18 protein-coding genes are annotated in these 19,004 nt (G+C 54.4%); 13 read left to right on the top strand and 5 right to left on the bottom strand.

The window, feature by feature from the left end:
* The first annotated feature begins 91 nt into the window (after window positions 1–91).
* Window positions 92–1,708: a hypothetical protein gene (locus ACM42_RS15940; RefSeq protein WP_271528812.1), complete on the top strand. Its 1,617-nt coding sequence runs from the start codon at window positions 92–94 to the stop codon at window positions 1,706–1,708.
* Between the two features lie 270 nt (window positions 1,709–1,978).
* Here the strand turns inward: ACM42_RS15940 and ACM42_RS15935 are convergent, their stop codons facing one another.
* Entirely contained in the window at window positions 1,979–2,635 is a 657-nt protein-coding gene (locus ACM42_RS15935) for a recombinase family protein (protein WP_271528811.1), read from the bottom strand.
* 278 nt (window positions 2,636–2,913) lie between these two features.
* Here ACM42_RS15935 and ACM42_RS15930 point away from each other — a divergent pair, with 278 nt between their 5' ends.
* The 6 genes from ACM42_RS15930 to ACM42_RS15905 all read left to right on the top strand — a co-directional run bounded on the left by ACM42_RS15930 (window position 2,914) and on the right by ACM42_RS15905 (window position 8,871).
* The gene (locus ACM42_RS15930; protein ID WP_271528810.1) at window positions 2,914–4,008 is read left to right on the top strand and encodes a hypothetical protein; all 1,095 of its coding nucleotides are present in this window, start codon (window positions 2,914–2,916) and stop codon (window positions 4,006–4,008) included.
* A gap of 5 nt (window positions 4,009–4,013) precedes the next feature.
* Complete coding sequence (locus ACM42_RS15925; protein ID WP_271528809.1) at window positions 4,014–4,688, top strand: toll/interleukin-1 receptor domain-containing protein; 675 nt, start codon at window positions 4,014–4,016, stop codon at window positions 4,686–4,688.
* 2 nt (window positions 4,689–4,690) lie between these two features.
* The gene (locus ACM42_RS15920; RefSeq protein ID WP_271528808.1) at window positions 4,691–5,404 is read left to right on the top strand and encodes a hypothetical protein; all 714 of its coding nucleotides are present in this window, start codon (window positions 4,691–4,693) and stop codon (window positions 5,402–5,404) included.
* Window positions 5,405–5,737: 333 nt separating this feature from the next.
* Window positions 5,738–7,168, top strand: coding sequence for a PIN domain-containing protein (locus ACM42_RS15915; RefSeq protein WP_271528807.1), 1,431 nt, complete (start codon window positions 5,738–5,740; stop codon window positions 7,166–7,168).
* A 285-nt stretch (window positions 7,169–7,453) separates the two neighbouring features.
* Window positions 7,454–8,317: a macro domain-containing protein gene (locus ACM42_RS15910; RefSeq protein WP_271528806.1), complete on the top strand. Its 864-nt coding sequence runs from the start codon at window positions 7,454–7,456 to the stop codon at window positions 8,315–8,317.
* Entirely contained in the window at window positions 8,317–8,871 is a 555-nt protein-coding gene (locus tag ACM42_RS15905; RefSeq protein ID WP_271528805.1) for a TIR domain-containing protein, read from the top strand. Before ACM42_RS15910 ends, ACM42_RS15905 begins: the two co-directional genes overlap by 1 nt.
* 14 nt (window positions 8,872–8,885) lie before the next feature.
* Here the strand turns inward: ACM42_RS15905 and ACM42_RS15900 are convergent, their stop codons facing one another.
* Window positions 8,886–9,980 (bottom strand): hypothetical protein, encoded by a 1,095-nt coding sequence (locus ACM42_RS15900; protein ID WP_271528804.1) that lies wholly within the window; start codon window positions 9,978–9,980, stop codon window positions 8,886–8,888.
* An 80-nt stretch (window positions 9,981–10,060) separates the two neighbouring features.
* On the opposite strand from ACM42_RS15900, the gene ACM42_RS15895 reads away from it, so the two are divergent.
* Complete coding sequence (locus tag ACM42_RS15895) at window positions 10,061–10,294, top strand: helix-turn-helix domain-containing protein (RefSeq protein WP_271528803.1); 234 nt, start codon at window positions 10,061–10,063, stop codon at window positions 10,292–10,294.
* 15 nt (window positions 10,295–10,309) lie between these two features.
* Here ACM42_RS15895 and ACM42_RS15890 read toward each other — a convergent pair whose 3' ends face one another.
* Together ACM42_RS15890 and ACM42_RS15885 are read right to left on the bottom strand one after the other, a co-directional pair.
* Window positions 10,310–10,501, bottom strand: coding sequence for a hypothetical protein (locus ACM42_RS15890; RefSeq protein WP_271528802.1), 192 nt, complete (start codon window positions 10,499–10,501; stop codon window positions 10,310–10,312).
* Window positions 10,502–10,570: 69 nt separating this feature from the next.
* Complete coding sequence (locus tag ACM42_RS15885; RefSeq protein WP_271528801.1) at window positions 10,571–10,978, bottom strand: hypothetical protein; 408 nt, start codon at window positions 10,976–10,978, stop codon at window positions 10,571–10,573.
* A gap of 704 nt (window positions 10,979–11,682) precedes the next feature.
* Here ACM42_RS15885 and ACM42_RS15880 point away from each other — a divergent pair.
* The 5 genes from ACM42_RS15880 to ACM42_RS15860 all read left to right on the top strand — a co-directional run bounded on the left by ACM42_RS15880 (window position 11,683) and on the right by ACM42_RS15860 (window position 15,560).
* Complete coding sequence (locus ACM42_RS15880) at window positions 11,683–12,084, top strand: hypothetical protein (RefSeq protein WP_271528800.1); 402 nt, start codon at window positions 11,683–11,685, stop codon at window positions 12,082–12,084.
* Window positions 12,085–12,216: 132 nt separating this feature from the next.
* Window positions 12,217–13,875 (top strand): recombinase family protein, encoded by a 1,659-nt coding sequence (locus ACM42_RS15875; RefSeq protein ID WP_271528799.1) that lies wholly within the window; start codon window positions 12,217–12,219, stop codon window positions 13,873–13,875.
* Window positions 13,876–14,246: 371 nt separating this feature from the next.
* Window positions 14,247–14,636 carry a hypothetical protein gene (locus ACM42_RS15870; RefSeq protein ID WP_271528798.1) on the top strand — a complete coding sequence of 130 codons (390 nt, stop codon included), beginning with the start codon at window positions 14,247–14,249 and terminating at the stop codon, window positions 14,634–14,636.
* On the top strand, window positions 14,612–15,109 hold the full coding sequence (locus ACM42_RS15865) for a rolling circle replication-associated protein (protein ID WP_271528797.1): 498 nt from the start codon (window positions 14,612–14,614) through the stop codon (window positions 15,107–15,109). The genes ACM42_RS15870 and ACM42_RS15865 overlap by 25 nt, the downstream gene beginning before the upstream one ends.
* Window positions 15,110–15,371: 262 nt before the next feature.
* Window positions 15,372–15,560: a hypothetical protein gene (locus ACM42_RS15860; protein ID WP_271528796.1), complete on the top strand. Its 189-nt coding sequence runs from the start codon at window positions 15,372–15,374 to the stop codon at window positions 15,558–15,560.
* A 563-nt stretch (window positions 15,561–16,123) separates the two neighbouring features.
* On the opposite strand, the gene ACM42_RS15855 is transcribed toward ACM42_RS15860, so the two are convergent.
* Complete coding sequence (locus tag ACM42_RS15855; RefSeq protein WP_271528795.1) at window positions 16,124–18,910, bottom strand: DNA polymerase; 2,787 nt, start codon at window positions 18,908–18,910, stop codon at window positions 16,124–16,126.
* Window positions 18,911–19,004 lie beyond the last annotated feature (94 nt).

The following is a 19,004-nucleotide window of genomic DNA, read 5'->3' as shown; positions in this document are numbered from 1 at the left end:
GGGGGGAACGTGGCACGAATTGCGCTCGCGCCACACGTCAAATATGTTCAGCATATATCCTACTAAGCATTCTCCCCTTTGGATTCATAAAATGTCCGTCACACCGCTAGATGTGAGAATCGCTCTTGAACTCTGGGCTGCCGACCTAATCGAGCAGTCCGGCGTAGAGAACCTGTATTTGCTTGGCAGTCTGATCTACGACAACGGCAATCAGTTTGATCCGACGAACAGCGATATCGATCTAGTTATAGTGATGCCGGAGCTGAAAGGTGTGACGGAACGCTATAGATGGATGGAGAGTCTCGGAGATCCAATTAAATCGTTAGAGCTATCGATGCTTCAGTTACTTAAACGGGTGGATGCGGGTGAGACCATAACCAGCATCACACCGATTACCGCAAAGGAAGTCCAAGCCGACGTGCACAAAGACGGCCATCGCGGCTTCTATAAAGAGAATCGATTCTACGACCTGCTCAATAGAAAGTTTGTAGATGGTATTCCGCAAGCGGGAACCCAAACGCTGGACCGCTTCGGTTACGGAGCTCTGGGTTTTGTTCAAAAAATTCGAAACGAGTTTCTGTCGGTAAGTGTCAATGGAACGACCGCGCTCCGCGAATTCGAAGGTGTGGATCCGCTTCCAAAGCGCTTCATGCGCGCAGCTGCGCTGGCAATGAGAATTAACAATCCCGAGCTACCTCCCGGCGCGGAATACGACCTGAACGAAGGGTTGGACAGCATTGGGCTCTATCTCCGCCAAAACAGAGACGTCGCCCCCGCTCTGAAGGAGATTCAGAACAATCTTATGGTAAGAAGAGGGCGCGGCAACCGGAAGCCGTTGAGTAGCGGAGATCAACTGCTTGTTGCGGAGGTAATCTACCAACTACTTGCGGATCGGCAATCATTAACCGGGGAGCCGCTGAAAAACGAACAAGTTGCCGATGAACACCAAAGACAACCGAAGCAGGAACGACCAGCGCTTAAAGAAACGGGTCCAACACCTCGTAAAATCGAGCCGAAAGAAGACAGCCGTTTGCCGTCGACTGCGTTCTTCTATGAGCGCTTCCGAGCTGCGTTTCCTGGGATCACGCAACTATCTTGGTTCTACGATAGAGACGAAATATCCCAAAGGCTAATGCGTTTGTTGGCGCCACCGATAAAATTTAAGAACGGCGCTCCAATTTGGTGGTGGCGCGGTGGGAATCTTCAGATCGAACGTTTCGTGGATCAACGCGACGGGACGTTTCTGATGAACTATGAAGAACTGCTCGTTGAACGGATAGCGGCAGTTCCTGCCCAAAACTACAAGTATTGCTTCGTTTACGTCCAGACCGAGCCAATGAAGCCGACAGGCCTGTATGACCCGCCTGACGCAGCGAGATTAGCACGTCGGTTAGAAACATTCGGCTATGACAGCGAAGAGTACGGTCTAGTCGAGGATGGAATGTTGGTAACGCGTGCGGAATATGACGATGGTGCAGCGTATCGCGATGGAAAGCTAATAGATATTTCTTCTCGAAGCACGCTCAGAGTTAGATACACAACGCCCTACAATTTCTTGATCGCGGCCAACGGGTCGCCGATTAATAATCCGCACTTCGATAGCGACTTGGAGTCGCTGCTTAATCAGGCGGCGCTGGGGCATTCGGAAAACGTTCTGCCCACTCTCACAGAGAAAGTATTGGGATTGCCGAGTAGGCGAGAACACTAGCTGGGTATGGGCCGAGACGTATGCGCTCTCGTAAGCGATCAAAATAACGGCGCTATCAATATGGGTTTTGAGAACGTCTGCCTTGGTAAGATCAACCATCTTTTGCTCTTCGTGATCACGACGTTCATAGAGTTATAGAGCATCCCCACTGACCCCACCACCACGCCAGCTGTGGGGTTTAGAATGTCGCGCAGTTTGGCTAAGATCGCTTGCTCAATGGTCGACAGAGATCGGCCGCCGCCGACATAAGCAAGAGAAGGGGTTGAGCGATCACGGCATAGTTCGAGCGAACGATTGGAGGCTCGTTCGTTTCAGATAGTTTTTGACCGTCTGCGGATAGAATTTCCGCCCGGTTGCCGTCGTAATTCCCGCGTCGTTCAGGTGCCTCGCAATCTCACTGTAAGAAAGCTGCAATACATCCGCATCCAGTTTAGCCCTGAGCTGAGATGCAAATTCGTCAGCGGCCTTGCGGTTCTTCGCGGCCAAATTCCTTCCGTTTGATCCGAGAATCTTTCCTCGACGTTTTGCCTCGGCCAAAGCAGCCTTCGTTCGTTCTGAGATTAGTCGGCGCTCTTCCTGTGCGAGAGCAGCGAAGATGTGGAGTTGGAAGTCAGTAGCGCTGGGCATCTCAGCGCAGACAAGTCCGATGCCCTGTTCAAGAATGCTGGCGATAAAGCTGACTCGACGGGAGAAGCGGTCGAGGCGGGCGATAACGATCTTCGCGTTTTCGCGTTTAGCCAGTTGGATCGCCCGCTGCAGTTCGACGCGCGAATCGTCTCTTCCTGACTGTACGTCGCAAAATTCAGCAATCTGCGTGCCAGCACCCGCAACGAAGTCGGAGATCTTTCTTCGCTGAGCGGCCAGCCCCAAGCCAGACTTGCCTTGGCGTTCCGTAGATACTCGGAAGTATGCAATGAATTTTGTCACCGCGGCCTCTCATCCGGAAGCTCTCCGTTGGCCTAAAAAATAAGGCAACAGTGATTGACCGCGGTTACTCTATCTCCCGACAGGCCAGATATCCCCATCCAGTGATTCGCCCGTCAAGAGGCGCAGCGCAGGAGGATTTTGGGGGATACCAAGGAGTTTACACACAAAGATCGACAAAGATCCTTACGAATCGAGAATTCGGGTATATGGACGAATTAACAACCTAGAAAAAGGGAGGACCGCCAGCGTGACAGAAAATCACTCAGGAGCGATTCGCAATGTCTTTGCATTTGGATATCCCCGACGAGTTGTTTGATCCGAAGCCGTACTATCGCAATCGTGCCTCTGCTGAGGCCGTCGTCCGCGAGATCAAGGACCACATCAAGAAGACCGGTGAGCCGCACCTGTGGCGGCACCACACGCACTCCAAGCCGGTGACGGGCTCGCGCATTGTCTATCTCGGTACCTACGACCTACCACCGAGCCACCGCGCGCCGGATCGGCACGCCCCCTGCCCTTGCTGTTCGCCTCGGTCGCCGAAGTATTCCCATAACGGTAAGATCGCCTGGTTTCCGGACGAGCATGTTATCCGCATGATCGGCCCCGACTGCTTCGCCACCCTCAATCCTGAAGGCCACTGGGAGGCGATGGAGCAGTTCACGCGAGAAGAAGCCGAGCGGCGCACGATCGCCTACCTGCTGACCAACCTGCACCTTAATCGGCCGGCTCGCGAGGTGATCGCCGAGGCGCTGCCTACCCTTGAAGCCATCGATCAGGTGCATGGGGTCTTGCAGCAGCGCCTCACCGAGATCATTCGGGTAGACCTATGGCGGCACGTCGGCCGGGGCTCACTGGACGTGACGGAGATGTCGCGGCGCGTGCGCCGGACCCGGGCTGGAGCTGAAGAAGTGGAGAGCTTCCTGGACGTCAGGAAGCTTTTTGACTTTCCGGGCTACCGCATGTTCAGTCCGAAGACCTCCCGATTGGCCGGCCGGATAAAGGGCACAGCCAAACGGCTGAGCCTGCTCGACTTCGGCGACGAGACGCAGGAACGCGTTCGCTCGATGAACAAGGAAGACCAGGCCAAGGCGGCCCGCATGCTGTCGCAGGGCATCTCGGCGGCGGCGAACATCTTCGAGGACGCTGAGGCGATCCGCACAGGCTTTGGCCCGATGAGCATCGCCAACCTCAGGGGGTGGACGAAGCATTCGGGATGCCCCGTCCGGCTGGCCATTGCCGGCGATGAGCGCAATTTCTATATCGGAACTGACGAGCATCACCCCCTACGTGTAGAGATACCACCCGCCTTCTGGCGCCGTTTCGGCGGGCTGCCCAAGATCCTGACGCTAACCAATTGGAGCGAGGGGGACTAAGCCGCATGTATGCGTTCATGAGTTACCAGACCGAGGACCGCTTCGTTGCAGCGAACGTAGCTGGGCTTCTCGAAACTCTGGGTATCCGCTCGTTTATGGCTCACGAGCACATCGAGGTATCGATCCAATGGCGCGATGAAATATTGCGCCAGATCGGTCTCGCCGATCTGTTCGTGCCAATCCTGAGCCAGCGCTACTATGCCTCCATATGGTGCAAGCAGGAATCCGGCATCGCCGCCTTCAGGCGCATGACCATCATCCCCCTTTCCCTCGATGGATCGATCCCCCAAGGCGCCATCAACCACATCCAGTCGTCACCGCTCCTAAACGGGCAAGCAACGTATCAGCAGATTTTTCCCGGTCTCGCGTCGCATGATGTCGCCTTCACCGTCAACGCAGGCATGAGGCTGATAGCAGGGTCTCGCACTTTTCGTAGCGCCGAATATAACTTCCAGCTCACCTTGCCGTATCTGAACCGCGCGACTGACGCGCAGATCGTCGAGCTGCTCAACATATCTCACCGCAATGACCAAGTGCAGCACGCCTCGCTTTGCGCGCGAGAATATTTGCCGCCTCTCCTACGGACGCACGGCCATTTACTTGATCCGGCAACTCGCGAAGGGCTCGCGGCGGTGCTTGCACAGTATGCCGCCCCTGCTCCGGTGCCTGTTGGTAGGTAAAGATGAGTGATTTTGGCACCGACCCTTACCACGATTTGCCGGAAGACCCCGAAGAGGCATTCCTGCGGCTAGAGACTCATTTCCGCGCCGAATGCGACCGACATTTAGCCGCTTTGGACCAGAACGACCGGACTGACGTGGTCTATGTCGACTATATTGCGAAAGTGTTGGCTGCAATCAAAGCTCTCGAGTTGGAGGGCGAGTTTAAGAGTGAGGTCCCATCGATCGAGGACGTAAACTTCACCACTTATCTGAACTTCAATAAAGACGTTATGCACTATTGCACTATGCTCCGCATCAGACGAAGCCAACGCGAACAAGGATATTCTGTCCAATTCGACGACACGGCCAGGCGGAAAGTTCACCACCACCTCGATCAGGTCCTGGACATTTTTCAGAAACTAGAGATCGACGATCGCAAGCGGGAGAAGCTCATCTCTCGCCTCAACGACCTACAAGGCGAAGTCGAGCAACGTCGAACAAGATTTGATCGGTTCGCAGCCCTAACCATGGAGGTAGCCGGTGTCGTTGGCGACGCCACTGAGCGTTCAAAAATCATAGACATCTTCGATGCAATCGGTCGCGTCTTCTGGGGGGCGCAGACCGAAAAGCAAAAGCAGCTACCGGCGCCCACTCAAAGGAAGATCGAACCGCCGAAGCCTAAAATCGAGGAAAAGAAGCCGCCGTCCAATATGGACGACGATATTCCCTTCTAGCTATTTGAGCGGGGGCAACTACATGCCCATTTCCTGGCGCCTCAGCTGCTGAATAGCGAGTATGTGCCCTTCACGGACAGGCTCAGCGGGCGTCACGAAGCCCAACCCAGGCGCCGAACGCAGCAGCGCTAATGAGCATCGGAGTTAGCTAGATTGTGATCTCGCGACAGCCTTAAAAAGCAAACCAGCGTTTACGTTTGACGGCCTACCCAAGACGGTTCCTTTTCGTTCACGTCTGCTCTGTATCCAACTGTCGTCTTCGTGTTGGCCTCATAGATCTTATGTCTGCGCTCCCCTTTCGTGAACGGTCGGCATTGGTCAAGGTTACTCCATATGAACACACCTGCTCCCAAAAACGCGGCTTACTGCGTCGATACAAACTTGCTTATTGAATTCGTTGCTCTGGAGAACATCCCCTGGAGGACGCTTGTTTCGAATGTGGAGTGGGTACGGGTCATTGTTCCGACGAAAGTCGGCGAAGAGATGGATGAGCATAAGAACAAGAGCGGCCGCTTGCGGAGGCGTGCAATTGAATTCAGCCAGCTTTCGCGACGTATGGAGGAAAGCGAAAACGGGGTTGTGGTACTTCGTGAAGATAACCCCAAAGTCACCGTCGAGTTCGGCCAGCTATTTCGCAAGACTGACTTGGACGCGGACCAGTTTGAGCTCGAGGACAGCGATAATCGCATCGTCGCCGAGGTTGTCGCTATCGCCAGAAATGTAGCAGGACTTGCCTTTTTGGCGGATGATAGCAAACCAATACGTTTGGCCCGCCAAGCTGGATTGCCCGTTGCGCGTCCGTTGGCCGAATGGCGCCGGCGGGAAGGTCCTGACGAGCGCGATATAGAGATCAGCGATCTCAAACGCGAGATTGGAGCCCGACCAATCTTGGCCCTAACGGTAACGGATGCCCACGGACAAAATAAGATTGTCATCGAGGACAAACCCGACGCTGCTGAAGATCCGTGCCTGAAGGCTTTTGCCGAAGCCGTCGTCGAAAGCGAACCGCAGACGTCGCGTGAAGCTCTGGTTCGGAGACATGGATTGTATTCGCCGGGTCCATTCGATTTGGGTATGAGTCTACAAGGGGTCACAGGACTCGAAGAATCTCAGATCAAACAGTATTTGAGCGACTATCGGCGGTTCGTAAGTAAATCACATGAGGTTGCCGAAACTCTCCATACGTTACTTTCAGGATTCGGTTTTGCCCGTCATATCGACATCAACGTCGGCAATGATGGCGATAGAGCCGCTGAGAAAGTGCTCGTTGAGGCGGAAGTTAGCGCTCCTTTTCAATTCCGACCGATCAACTCGATATCCAAGCTACTGAAATCAATCCTCAAAGCGCCTACACCGCCGAAGCCCAGAGGGGGGATAGGCGACATTTCCCATCTCGGGCTGATTCGGCGCGACCAATTGGCTCCGCCGCGCATCGACATATTTCACGAACTCGACGTGCCCGAATCAGGCGGCCAAAGCACTTTGGTGACATGGCGATGCGAAGAGCTGCGCCAGGGGACACATTTCGATCTTCCACTCCTTATCGGGACAGGAGAGCCCGATGCGCGAGGCTTGCTGACAATTAGAGCCAGCGGCGCTCTACTGGCAAAAAAGACCCTCCTCCGAATTCCGATCGAGGTGCTGCCGATGAGTAAAACAGCTGGTCCGACGTACTTCTTGCAGCGCTTGGATCACATACCCAAAGGATATCGAAAGGCCTTCCGTACCAAGCTGGAAGCGCTGACTAGTGCTAAAATCGATTAGCTCTTTGTCTTTCACTGCTTTGGGTCAGAAGTTGACGTGAAGCAGATGATAAACAATGTTGGCCTCACACTATGAAGCAGAGGCCGACTGCCTCGTGGTCTTACAATGGCTTTAGGGCCGCCGCTTGGCTGATATCTATCTCCGACCACGGCTCGGGTTAAGCGCGATCCCGAGCGCCCAACTGGCGCCGGCCTCAAGTTATTGGAATCTCACCGGTGCATACGTGCCGCCACAACTTTGAAGTGTTGTCGGCCTCGGCTAAGATTTTGTCTGAGGGGAATCAGGATGGCGGGCGAACTTATCAAATCTCTGCAGGTTGGCATTCGGCGCCGCTGGTGGTCCGGGATCGTAGAAGCGTTCGGCGCAGCAGGTGCAGTTTGGCTGATCACCGAGATCGCGAATATGGTCTCGATCCCGGTCGAACAATGGATAAAAGGACACGGGGGCTACTATATCGCATTCGTTGCGGCGGCTTCCGCTATCGCTTTCGTCAGGCAGATATACGAGGTCAGGTCGGTCAACTTTATCCTTCCAACTACAAACACCAAGATCGAGATTCGATATGGTGATCTGCTTAGTGAGCCGACAGACTGGCTGATAGGGGTGGGGGAGTTCTTCGACAGTGAACTTGGACAAGTTGTCTCGAAGAATTCGCTGCACGGGAAATTGATAACGGCTGTCTTCAATGGGGACAGCAGCCGCTTTCGGAATATGGTGGACGCGGCGCTGCTCGGCATTAGAGGCACGCGGACTCAGCGACAGATTTCACCAAAGACAAAGTACGAAATCGGCACGACAGCGATCCTCCCCAATGGTCCCCACAAGATCTTCTTAGTTGCGATGTCCCACACGCACTTGGACACGCACAAAGCGTCGTCCGATGTTCCAACCCTGTGGATAGCTCTGCGGGGAGCGCTACAGAGCATTCACAGTCATGGCAACGGCGCTCCGATCTCTATGCCGCTTATCGGCAATGGCCAGTCCAGCGTGAACATAGCACCTCAGCATCTTCTTCGCCTGATCGTGCTGGCCATTGTGGACTATGGTCGAAGGGCAGGCCTTCCCAAGCAGGTGAGTATCATCGTGCCCGAAGATTGCTTCAAGATGCTCGACATAAGAGAAATAAGGCGAGACTGGAGGAAGACATAATGGTCTACCGCAACGGCACCTATATAGCCTTCCACGCTGCGGGCTCAACAGACCCGACTGCGTCGGATATAAAGTATTATCGGATGTTGAAGGCATGGCACGAGCACGATGACATCGAATTCGAGTTCATCAACAGCCACGACAAGGTGGCAGGGGTACGTGATTCCAGCACCAAAGCGACTTTGCAAAGGAGCCTTATAGCGCGCCTCAACAACTCGAAAAACATGGTCCTGATTATTGGACAAACTACGCGCTTCGACAGTGATTGGGTTCCGTTTGAGATCGGATACGCAGTCGACACGTGCAAGATCCCGATAATAGCGACTTATGTTGGATATGATTGGATCCTTGCACCAGCACAGTTGGCTTCGCTTTGGCCACCAGCCTTCGCCAGCCGAATCGCGAATTCGACGGTTAAGGCGATCCACATTCCTTTCAAGCAAAGGGCAATAGATGAGGCCATAAGGCAATTTGACTTCAGTAATCCGCCTAACGGCACACTGGTCCACTACACTGCCGAGGCATATCGCTCCTTCGGAATCCACATCGCGTGAACGGCAGCTCCCTGTTATTTCTTACACTGCGACAGAACTAATTTGACGGTCTCAATGAATTCCGCATTCATCAAAGTGTTTGTATCTTGTTGGCGTGGCTGCATCGCATGACCGTAATGCGAAGAAGTCGAGAGCAGAAGAAACGTTCGCATCCGGTTGTCATGCAGCAGCCGAAGGCCCTCGTCGGAGTTGGTGTCTTTAGGGTTGGCGAAGCCAGCTATTTGATAGCCGGGAATCTCGGTTTCGTAGCGATTGGCATCCGCTGCCCATGCCGCCCGCGCATTCAGCAAAGCGTTGTATCGTTCATCGTCTGAGCCAGATAATTTCAAGGTGCTAGCCAGGGGTGGCGGTGGGACATCGATCCACTTGTCCGGGTTGTCGGAAAAAGCCAACCGACGAACGACCGAGGACGGATCATCTATTTCGAAATAGATATCCAATCCGGCCGCAGCCTTTCGGATGAGAGCTTCATCGAGGGTGGCGAGGTCAAATGCGACCTCGCGGCCGACAATGGCTTTACCAACGACCTTGCCGTCCCAAGCCTTCTCCGGCTCTGCAAATAGGGGCGTTCGTTCCCGAACGACCATTTTGCAGTGCTGCGGGCTGCTCGTTTCAAACCAGAAGCCCTTCGACAAGATGCACGCCTTGCGGTCAAAGTAACTTTTTCCCCGAACGGCGAGTTCGGTGCAGTTTGCGCTCGACAGGCGCCGATCAACCCAAAATGTTTCGAGGAAGTACGCGAAGCGCTTCTCTATCGGGTAGGTTTTCCACTCCGGCGACCGGACAGGCTCAGACGAATCCGATGCCCGCGGGCGTAGGTCCTGTTCGCATTTTGCGATGATCCGGCTGTAGTAGGGATCGTTAGGATAGATGTTCCGCTGAACAAGGTCGCGGACGCTCGTGCGCTCTCTCTGAAGGCTGGAGTCGGTGCATGACAGGACCGGGCCAGCCAGCCGCTCCCAAGCCGATTTTGCATTGGCTGGATCACGGTTAATAGGACGACCGTTTGCTCGATCCTGCGCCGCACTATCTCTAAAGACGTTGAATTGAGCATGTGCGGGAGCTGTCAGAGCAGCCAAGCACGCAGCCAAGACCGAAAATCTCCGCATAGCAATCTCCCCAGCGTAGTATCACTTTGTCGATTTAAAGCGGTGGTCGCTTATAAGCAACAGCCCGATCACTTGGCTTTATGGACTGGCGCCAGGTGGTTGCGGGAAATTTGAGAAGGATTCGGCGGGAACGAGGGTTCTCGCAGGAAGATCTTGCGACTGACGCAGACGTTAACCGCACCTACATCAGCAAGCTGGAGAAGGGATCGACGTGGGTCGGCCTGGAGGTGTTGGTGAAGATCTCCAAGGTGCTTCAGGTGGAGCCGGCCGACTTTCTTCAGCGTCCAGCTCGAAAGCCGGCCAAGAAGGCCTAAGCAGCCTCCCCAGGGTCAGCCAGCATCATTCTTCGCTCGCACCGCATCAATCAGATCGTTGGTAACGGTGGTGTATGTGCGCCAGAATTCGAGGTCCTGAGGCCCTTTGCGGCCAAGACGCCGATCCACCTCGGCCGTCACCCATTTGCAAACGCGAATATCGTCAAGGACGAGCGAAAGAGCATGGGTAACAAGTTGATCGTCCATAGAAAACCCTCCTTGGTATCGAGTCCAAGGAGGGTCTGACGAGTTATCGAAGATGGTCAACAGCCAGGGCTAACCCTTGCCAGCCTTCTTGTCTTTTGCAGTCTTGAAGTTCGATCGCACCGCATTGGCACATGCCGAGAGGGCATCGTCCAAACCGCCAGCGACCGCGAGTGTCTTGATCTGCTCCAACTGCTCGACCAAATCGTCCCAAGCAGCATTTCCGGTGCCGACTGCCTTGAGGGTACTCTTTCCCTTCTCCAGTTCCAGGGGCTGCTTCCCGTAGCGCAGCTGGAAGAAAATCCCGCCGTTCGCATCCACCCAGAACTGTTCGCGTGAGATTCGCTTTCCCTCACGGAAGAGCCCGATCTTCGTCATCTGCTGATCAATGCTGGACGTGAACTTGTTGCGGCGCTGAAGGACCGGAGTGTTGGCGGTCGGCTTCTGAACGGAAACCAGAGAGATAGTTGCTCGTGCCATGATGGGCTCCTCGTTGTTGATGGAGCCGCCGTCTTCTGAATTCAGCACTTGGGCAACAGCGATTCGTCACGGAGTGCCGGATCAGGATATCCGCTTGTAATGTGGAGGCTTTTTCTTTTGGCCTCTGCACGACTGACGTCCAAAGCAGTGAGCGACATTAGTCTGACAAGATGATTCAAAAACTAGAAATGGCCCTTGATATCGCTCGACGGTTGCGTTTGGATAAGTCGCTGGGGGGAGAGAGGAAAATGCGTTGGCTGGGAATTGCCGTGCTCTGTGTGGCACTGGGGGGATGTTACGCAACAGGAGCGGATGTTCGAGCCAAATTGGGCCAGGACTACGTTGGGAAAAACGTTGATGCTCTTGTCATGCGTTGGGGGCCGCCCGCCAGCAGCTTCAAGATGAACAGCGGCGAGACCGCTTATAGCTGGCAGCTTGCGAGTGGGAGTTCGGTTTCGATATCTCGAGATGGACCATCCAGCGCATCAGGAAGTTCGCGGGCGTATGCTTGCAAAGTCAACGTCGTTGCATCGCAGAACGGAACGGTCAAAAGTCTCGATACTGAGGACAAGGATAGTAGCCTCTATTACGGGCCAATCCCAACTGGCGTCCAGCTTGGCAGCGTTTGTGCAGAGCAACTTGGAATGAAGCAGTAGTGGCCGGCGTTCCAGCTGGCCTGCCCCGATGACAGGCTGACGATAGCTATGCCTCGAACACCACGGCTCGTTCTCATTGCTCTGTTTGTGCTCGTCACGCCGGCCACTGCGGCGATCGACTCATCGCAGCTGGGCACCGTGTCGGGGGATCTCGATCATTGGCAAAGGATCGATCTTCGCTCTGCCGAACTCCGCCAGCGAAACCCGGCACAAGTCAAAGTTGCCATCCGCACGAAGGGTCCCAGCTTGCAGGGTTTGATCCGGATACCTGGTGCGTTCGCGTCCAACTTCGATACCGGCAATGGGATGACCGTTGTAGATCTAACCAATGCCGGCGATGATAACAGTGGCTATGCTGACATTGTCGTGCTGGAGATATTGCTGACGCAGACTATGCCGGGGCAGTTCTACGAGGTGTTTGCCGTCGAGGATCCCGACCAAGCCAAATAGTGAGTTTGGCAATAGTCGCTCATTGCGACTGCGTAAGTCCTGTCAGCAGTCGTTCAGGAATTTCCCTTGAGCGGCCGAAGACTCGGTAGTTCAATCTATCCTTAGCTGCGCGTTGTACGGCGGAGGTGGCGAATGAGCAACGCTCTGGTCGTTCATAAGTCTCAACTGCCGAAAACGGTGGTAGGTCTTCGAGCTGCTCAGTATGTGCGAATGTCCACGGACCGGCAGCAGTACTCGATCCAGAACCAAGCTGCCGTGATCGCAGCCTATGCGCATGCGCACAACTTGGCCATCGTGCGAACTTACGCCGATGAGGGCGAAAGCGGCCTAAGGATCAAGAACAGAGCCGGACTATCCAGCTTGCTCGAAGATGTGCAAGGCGGGAATGCTGATTTCGGTCATATCCTGGTCTACGACATCAGTCGATGGGGGCGCTTTCAGGACATGGACGAGAGCGCTCATTACGAATTCATTTGCAAACAGGCCGGCGTCAAAGTTTCGTACTGTGCCGAGCAGTTTGATAACGATGGCAGCATGCTGTCGAGTATCGTGAAGAATCTTAAGAGGGTCATGGCGGCTGAATATAGCCGTGATCTCTCGAATAAGGTTCACGCGGGTGCTTGCAGGTTTGCCCGCTTGGGCGTTACGCCTGGTGGTCCTTCCATCTACGGGCTCAATCGAATTCTGGTCGATGGGAACTTGCAGCCCAAGGGCGTTGTCCTCAAGCGTGGAGAAAGAAAATATCTAACCACCGATCATGTCCGGTTCGGACCAGGTTCGGACGAGGAAGTCGCCGTAGTAAAGTGGATCTTCAATGAATTCCTGAAATTGAAATCGGAGATCGCTATCGCTCGAAAACTCAACAAGGCTGCAATTCCAACTGGTACTGGCGGTCTTTGGGACGGTACCGCCATAGGGCGGTTGATCCGAGATGAGCGCTACATCGGAAATCTCATCTACAATCGCAGCTCGCACAAACTCGGTACCAAACTAGGACCCAACCCTCCTGATGTTTGGATAAGAAGCGAGGGCTGCATAGAGCCTATTGTTGATTTACCAGTGTTCCATAAAGCACGGCAGATCATTCAGCAGCGCCGACTAAACTTGTCTGACGAACAGATGTTGTCGGGGCTGCGTCGAACGCTGGCCAAGAGGGGCCGCCTCGGTCCAACGATTATTGATGAGACCCCTGGAATTCCATCTTCGACTGTCTACCACCGTCGCTTCGGCAGTCTTCGGAAAGCTTACCAATTGATTGGCTACGCCGGAGAACGCAATTGCGATTATGTAGAATCGCGTCAGGTGTGGGAACAACAAAGAATTCAACTCGCTTCCGAGATCGCTTCTGAAGTTGAGAAGAAGGGAGGCCGCATTCGAATAGGTGATCCCAGCGCCTGCATGCACGTCGATAGATCAGTAAGCGTTGTTGTTCGCGTTGCGCGGTGGTTCAGAACCGAGGGTGGGTGCCCTAAATGGTCAATCCAGCGCCAATCTCATCATCCTCTGCCGCCGGGTTGGATCGCCGCTGTCCGACTGGCTGAGGAAAACAAGTCGGTCCTAGATTACGTGCTGCTGGCAACATCTGGACACGAGAGGCAGCAAACGAGATTTTCGGAGGAGGTACTAACCAAGCGCGCGATAGAGCGGTTCGACACGGCTCACGAATTGGCCCGATCTCTCAGCCAGCGCCTAACCAAGCAAAACTGTGTTTCCCAAGCCAACTCATCGCCGCCGAGAAAACGAGCGAAACAAAGCCAGCCCAAAACCAAGAGCGCCCGCGTGCGGCACTAATGGAGCGCAAATACAGGAATGCCCCGAGAAGCGTTCCGTAGTTCCTCCCGAAATCACCGTTGAGCTTGGCGATCTTCGAAAGCTCTGAAGACGTGTCGTCGGTCACGGTGCTGGCTCCCTATGGCGGCTACCAGCACCCTATGAACCACTGTTTTGCCCGACGGAGCAAGCAAAAATTTCGGTATATCAAAAGTTCCGGCCGCGAGATGGATGACAGCTGGAACGAGGAACCAACTTTTTTTCGAGACGATTAGCAGCGAGACAATATTGCTCCCAAGCGCAGCGAAGGTGACCCACTAAATTCTAAATACCTCCATTGGAGCCGCAGACAACATGTGCGGTTCACGATCCCAAACCCAATGGAGACCCCCATGGCCGAAGCGCCACCGCTCTGGGAGCCAGAGCCCACCCTCAATTCATCCCCATCATCATCGACCGAGCCATCACCGAGGCCTAAGCCGCGATATCGCGACCGCTTCCAGAATGGCATGCCAACCGACGTGCTCGAATGGCTGAAGCAGAACAAACCGGCCGATTTCGCCGAGCTTATGGACTTACGCAAGTCTCTCTATACGCGTCACACGAAGGGTAAGTATCGGATCAGACTTGCCGGTCTTACATCGATCGGCGAGCAGAAGATGTTGCTGACCGGCCCAACCAGTGCGGTTCTCATCCTGAGTGACAAAGCTCGCCATTTCCTTCTTCGCACACTGTGCAGACTTCGCAGGGCTCGCCGTTGGCAGCCTATCCGTTACCGATGAAGCAATCCGAGCAGGCATGTCGCGAGCGATTGGCTCTTCTGATAAGCACGCTGCCATTCACGGCACCGGCAGCGGTGACGCTCACGATGAAGAAGAGGCACGGCGCACGTTCGGCCGATGACATCGTTGCTTCAGAAAATTTCAGACACTTCCGTAACAGGCTTGAGCATTCGTTACTCGGCAGCGCAGCCAAGCGTCACCGCAAGCATCTGCCAATGATCGTTGTGCTCGAAACAAGCGCTGACAATCGGCTGCACTATCACTGCATTATTGACCGCCCATACCACTGTAGCTTTAGCCGGTTCGAGGCCGTGGTGCGTGAAGAATGGGCGAAGACAGACTTTGGGTATCGGCAGATCGATATCCAGGACCAGCCGGATGAAGGCTGGACAGCTTACCTCCTCAAGCGTCGCCAGAAGCGTTCGCTGTTCGATTCCATAGATTGGGCCAATTGCCAATTGATTGCTGAGTGAAGTCTCCCCTCAGGCAACCGATCGTTCGATGAAGTGCAAAGGGCGTCTCCGTGTCGGGACGCTTTAATAGCTAACTGTACTCCAACGGGATCGCGAACGGCATCCAACGGAAGCGATACAAAGTATTAAGGCACCGTCGCAGAAGCAGCCTGATCGGTAAGCCAAGTCAATTGAATTTCATCGAGCGTAGCGAGTCTTAAAGATTGAACTGTAGCCCGCCGCTGCTAATGAAGCGCCTTCAAGCAAGTAGTGGAGGCGGTAATTGGCTAAGAAATCGAAGAGCGTAAAGCGGGTACGAAAGCCTTACTCAACAGCCGACATCAAATTGCTCAAAGCCCATTCGAAGTCCCGTACGCCGGTCGCTAAGATTTCGAAGCTGATGAAGCGTAGCGAAGGATCTTTGAGGCAGAAGGCGTTAACGCTCGGCATCGGTCTTGGACACCAACGATAGGCATCAACGACCGCATGCCGGCTGTAAGCTGAGTCTGCGCATCAAAGAGCCAAGGCCATCTGTTCGACAGTCTTGTGACTCGGCAAGCTTGGTCGAGATGCCGTTACGTGAGGTCTGTCTCGATGACTCGGGCTTCATCTTCTTCGTACTGGCTCTGGTGTCATTTGGATCGTGCCAGTGGCGAGACCTTCGATGCTGACCAGCGATAGGGGCGATCGAAGGCTCTAAGCCATACAAAAGGTATTACTTGACAATCTTAACGGTAACATTTCCAAGCTCCAAGACAATCGACTGAAATCGGAGTGCCGCATCGTTGGTACTTTTTGGGTCAACAGCAGCGATCACCATAACCTCAGTGTGCTTGCACTCGGGACAGCTCCCCTTTTCGCGGACAAAGTCCGAGGTCGTTCCAAGTGCTGCAGTGATTTGGTTGGCGTGTGCTCGCACGCTCAGACCAACGCCCCGAACAATGCATTGGTCGCAAACGAATGCAGGACGTCTCTTGGTGATGAACTCGTTAACCTGCTCAGCAGTAAGTCTCTTCGGCATTGTACCTCGCAAACTCAATCATCAAGTCCGTAATCTTGCCGACTCAACCACCCCGAGGATGGCGAAGGATCCGTGAAATCGCGTGATTGCTCAAAAATACGCTTTATCTCGGCGTTTGACTGTAGCGTCGGCTCTAATCGACCGACGCCAGGGATAGTTACACCCTCGTAATATGTGTCTCCACGAGTCCGAAGCGTGGCATAGGGACGTCGCCGCGGCTTGATCGACGCAACGGGAATGTGCGTTGTGCAAAGAGCCTCGGGCGACAAGTCAGGAAATAGTTGTTGCAACTTTCCGATTGCAGCCAGCACACCGTCGGTCGGGGGTGCGCTATTCGACGTAAAATGTTGCTTGCTGCCGTTCTCGACGTTCGCCCTGCTACACTTGACCCCGCAAGCGGTAAGGGTGTCAGCAAACTGCTGTGCGCTTTTCACATGCGGGTTATCTCTAAGGCCGAACGCCCGGCTGTGCCAACCAGAGCACAGCATCATACGCAATCTTTTCAAGTCGCCGGACCGTTTGCGAAGGTAGCTACGCTCCTGCTCGGAGAGCTGCATACTGGCATCGACGTACACAGAGAGAGAATCGAAGTCTCCAACGGATTTGATGCAGTGCGGGTCAGAGTCGAGATACCGCTCAAATAGCTCGCGGACAGCAACAAATTGGTCGACCGTGTCCCACGGATTGGTCGAAAATGCGCAATGCTTGTATTCATGATGGTCGAACAAGATGTCCGGCCTGCGCTTCCAGTCATACTCCATGTTGACACGACGGGTGACTTCCTTGCGGACCAAGTCAGCGTCAAATTCGATGATGTCGCGGATGCCTGTCAGACTCTCGAAAGTCAGCTTGTCATCCGGCTTCCTATCGAAAAACATTCGGACAATCTCTGCATTGCGTAGCTCGTCCGTGGTAAATTTATCATCCAGCCGAAGGCCACCTTTCGCCAGGACAATGTTTGTCGGGCGATCAACCGAACCCTCGACCAGCGTTGCTTGGCCACGAGTTCTCCATCCAAGGGGGCAACGGACTTGATGCTTGATCTCAAGCACGCTCGGCTCACCGGTAAGCAGCTCGCGTGTTTGGTTGAAAGCACTCGCGGCCGGACCTCGAATGGCGGCATCGATATCGGTCTTTGTGGCGTTAGTCAGGAAGCCGTCAGTCGTACAACTAAACACGCAGACGCGGTCTGGCAGAGCGTTGAGGATTTCTCCGATAACCGCACGAACGAACGAAGTAATGTAAGCGGCGAAGTACGGGTTCGTGATCTTGCTTGGCGGGAGAGGGGCCATATCCATAGCGCGACTGTCATAGACACGCTTCTCACGAAGCCCCTGGGCGGTCTTCCCATAAGTCGAATTGCTCAGCTCCTTCCAGAACAAATCATCGAGTGACTTCTTCGCATGCTTGCGGCGCTCGGTAATGCAGTGCGTGATGTAGCTTGCGAAGACGGGCTCACGACCGTCCGAATCAATGACAACGCCGTGCTTGATGGTCAACTCGGCGCCCAACGAACGTGCCAGCGCGATCTCAGGTGCGGCGCAGAACGACTGTCCCTTGCTTGGAAATACGAGTCCGTTATCGGTGCGGACCGGAAGAGAGGGAAATCGCACCGAATCAGGGAATTCAAAGTCAACCAGCGCATATCCAAGCGTTCGGATACCAAAATCATCGACAGCAAGCGTGTGCTTGAATTTGCTCCAATCAGGCGTACCAATCAGCGACATGCCAGTCGCATAGGCACTCGAAAGATCGTAGTCGGTCCAATCGTCAACGAAAGCAGGGCCGAACCAGTACTGCTCGTTCCTGCCACCGTGGTACGCCTCGGTCGCAAGCGTCTCATACAGAGCGTAGTTAACTTGTGCGACTTCCCGGTTTTCAGATTGATAACGTCCGAGGCGTTTCTTCCACCGCTTTTCCTTCACGGTCTCTCGACCAAGAATTGCCTCAGCGTCGCGCGAGTCGTCGCTCCATTTCTTCATGAGCAGGTCGACTCCAATAGACGTCAACGTGACTGGCAGCCGGGTCTTTCCAAGGTGCTGTTCACACAGCCGGATAATACGCTGCGCATATTCTGCACAGATCACCGCGTCCTGTATCGCGTACCGCCGAAACAATGGCCACTCGTTCGACCGCAACAAATCCATGCGGCTTTTGATTCGGTGCTCTTCGGCCGGATCGTCTCTAAGCACCACCTTAGGGATGCCAAGGATTTCGCCGAGGGAAGCAAGCGATTGAGAGCCAGCAGGGGCGAGTAGAAACGTGTCCCTCAATAAAACACTGAGTTCGAGGTCGCCACTGACCGTGCTGATGGCGAAGTCAAAGCTGGCGTCCGTCGATACGAATGAACTGCGGACTGCGGAGGCGATCTTTTTGATGCTGTCAAAGTCACAGAAAGCTGGAAGGTCTGCCTTTGTGTAGTGGCCGACGAGATAGATTGAGCGCGGCAGCAAACTGGTACCCGCTGCTGCTGCCGGCCGAGACCCGAGAGCGAAGACAATGAGCTCCCCCATCGAAATCCGTTCCCCGTCGGGCGGGATGGTGATCCCGGACCAAGCGTCTCCGGACGGAAGGAGACAGTGGAACTGATACGAAAGGACCCGGTATTTCGCTCTACCCTCACGGACGTCGTCGCGGCTTAAGGGTGATTCGGGCGTCACGTACTCGGTATCGAAACCGATGATTGCATAATCTGCCGCCTCCGAAACTTTCTTCTCCGGCTTCGGCTTAAACCTGCTTGCGTCGAGGGAGAACGTGCAGGCCTCCGAAGAAACTTCCGGCGGCGTCAGATTGAGGGTCACGGACCCCGGTATAGATTTGAGGTCTTTGGGTTTGCGTTTTTGCATTCCGAGTGACGAGGTTAAGCTTCAGTAAATGTAATGCCTCTTCTCCCAT

The organism is Bradyrhizobium sp. CCBAU 25338 (genome assembly GCF_028128965.1).
GTDB lineage: Bacteria > Pseudomonadota > Alphaproteobacteria > Rhizobiales > Xanthobacteraceae > Bradyrhizobium > Bradyrhizobium liaoningense.
Note: the sequence above shows the minus strand (reverse complement) of the source record. Positions and strands in the feature narration are given on the sequence as shown.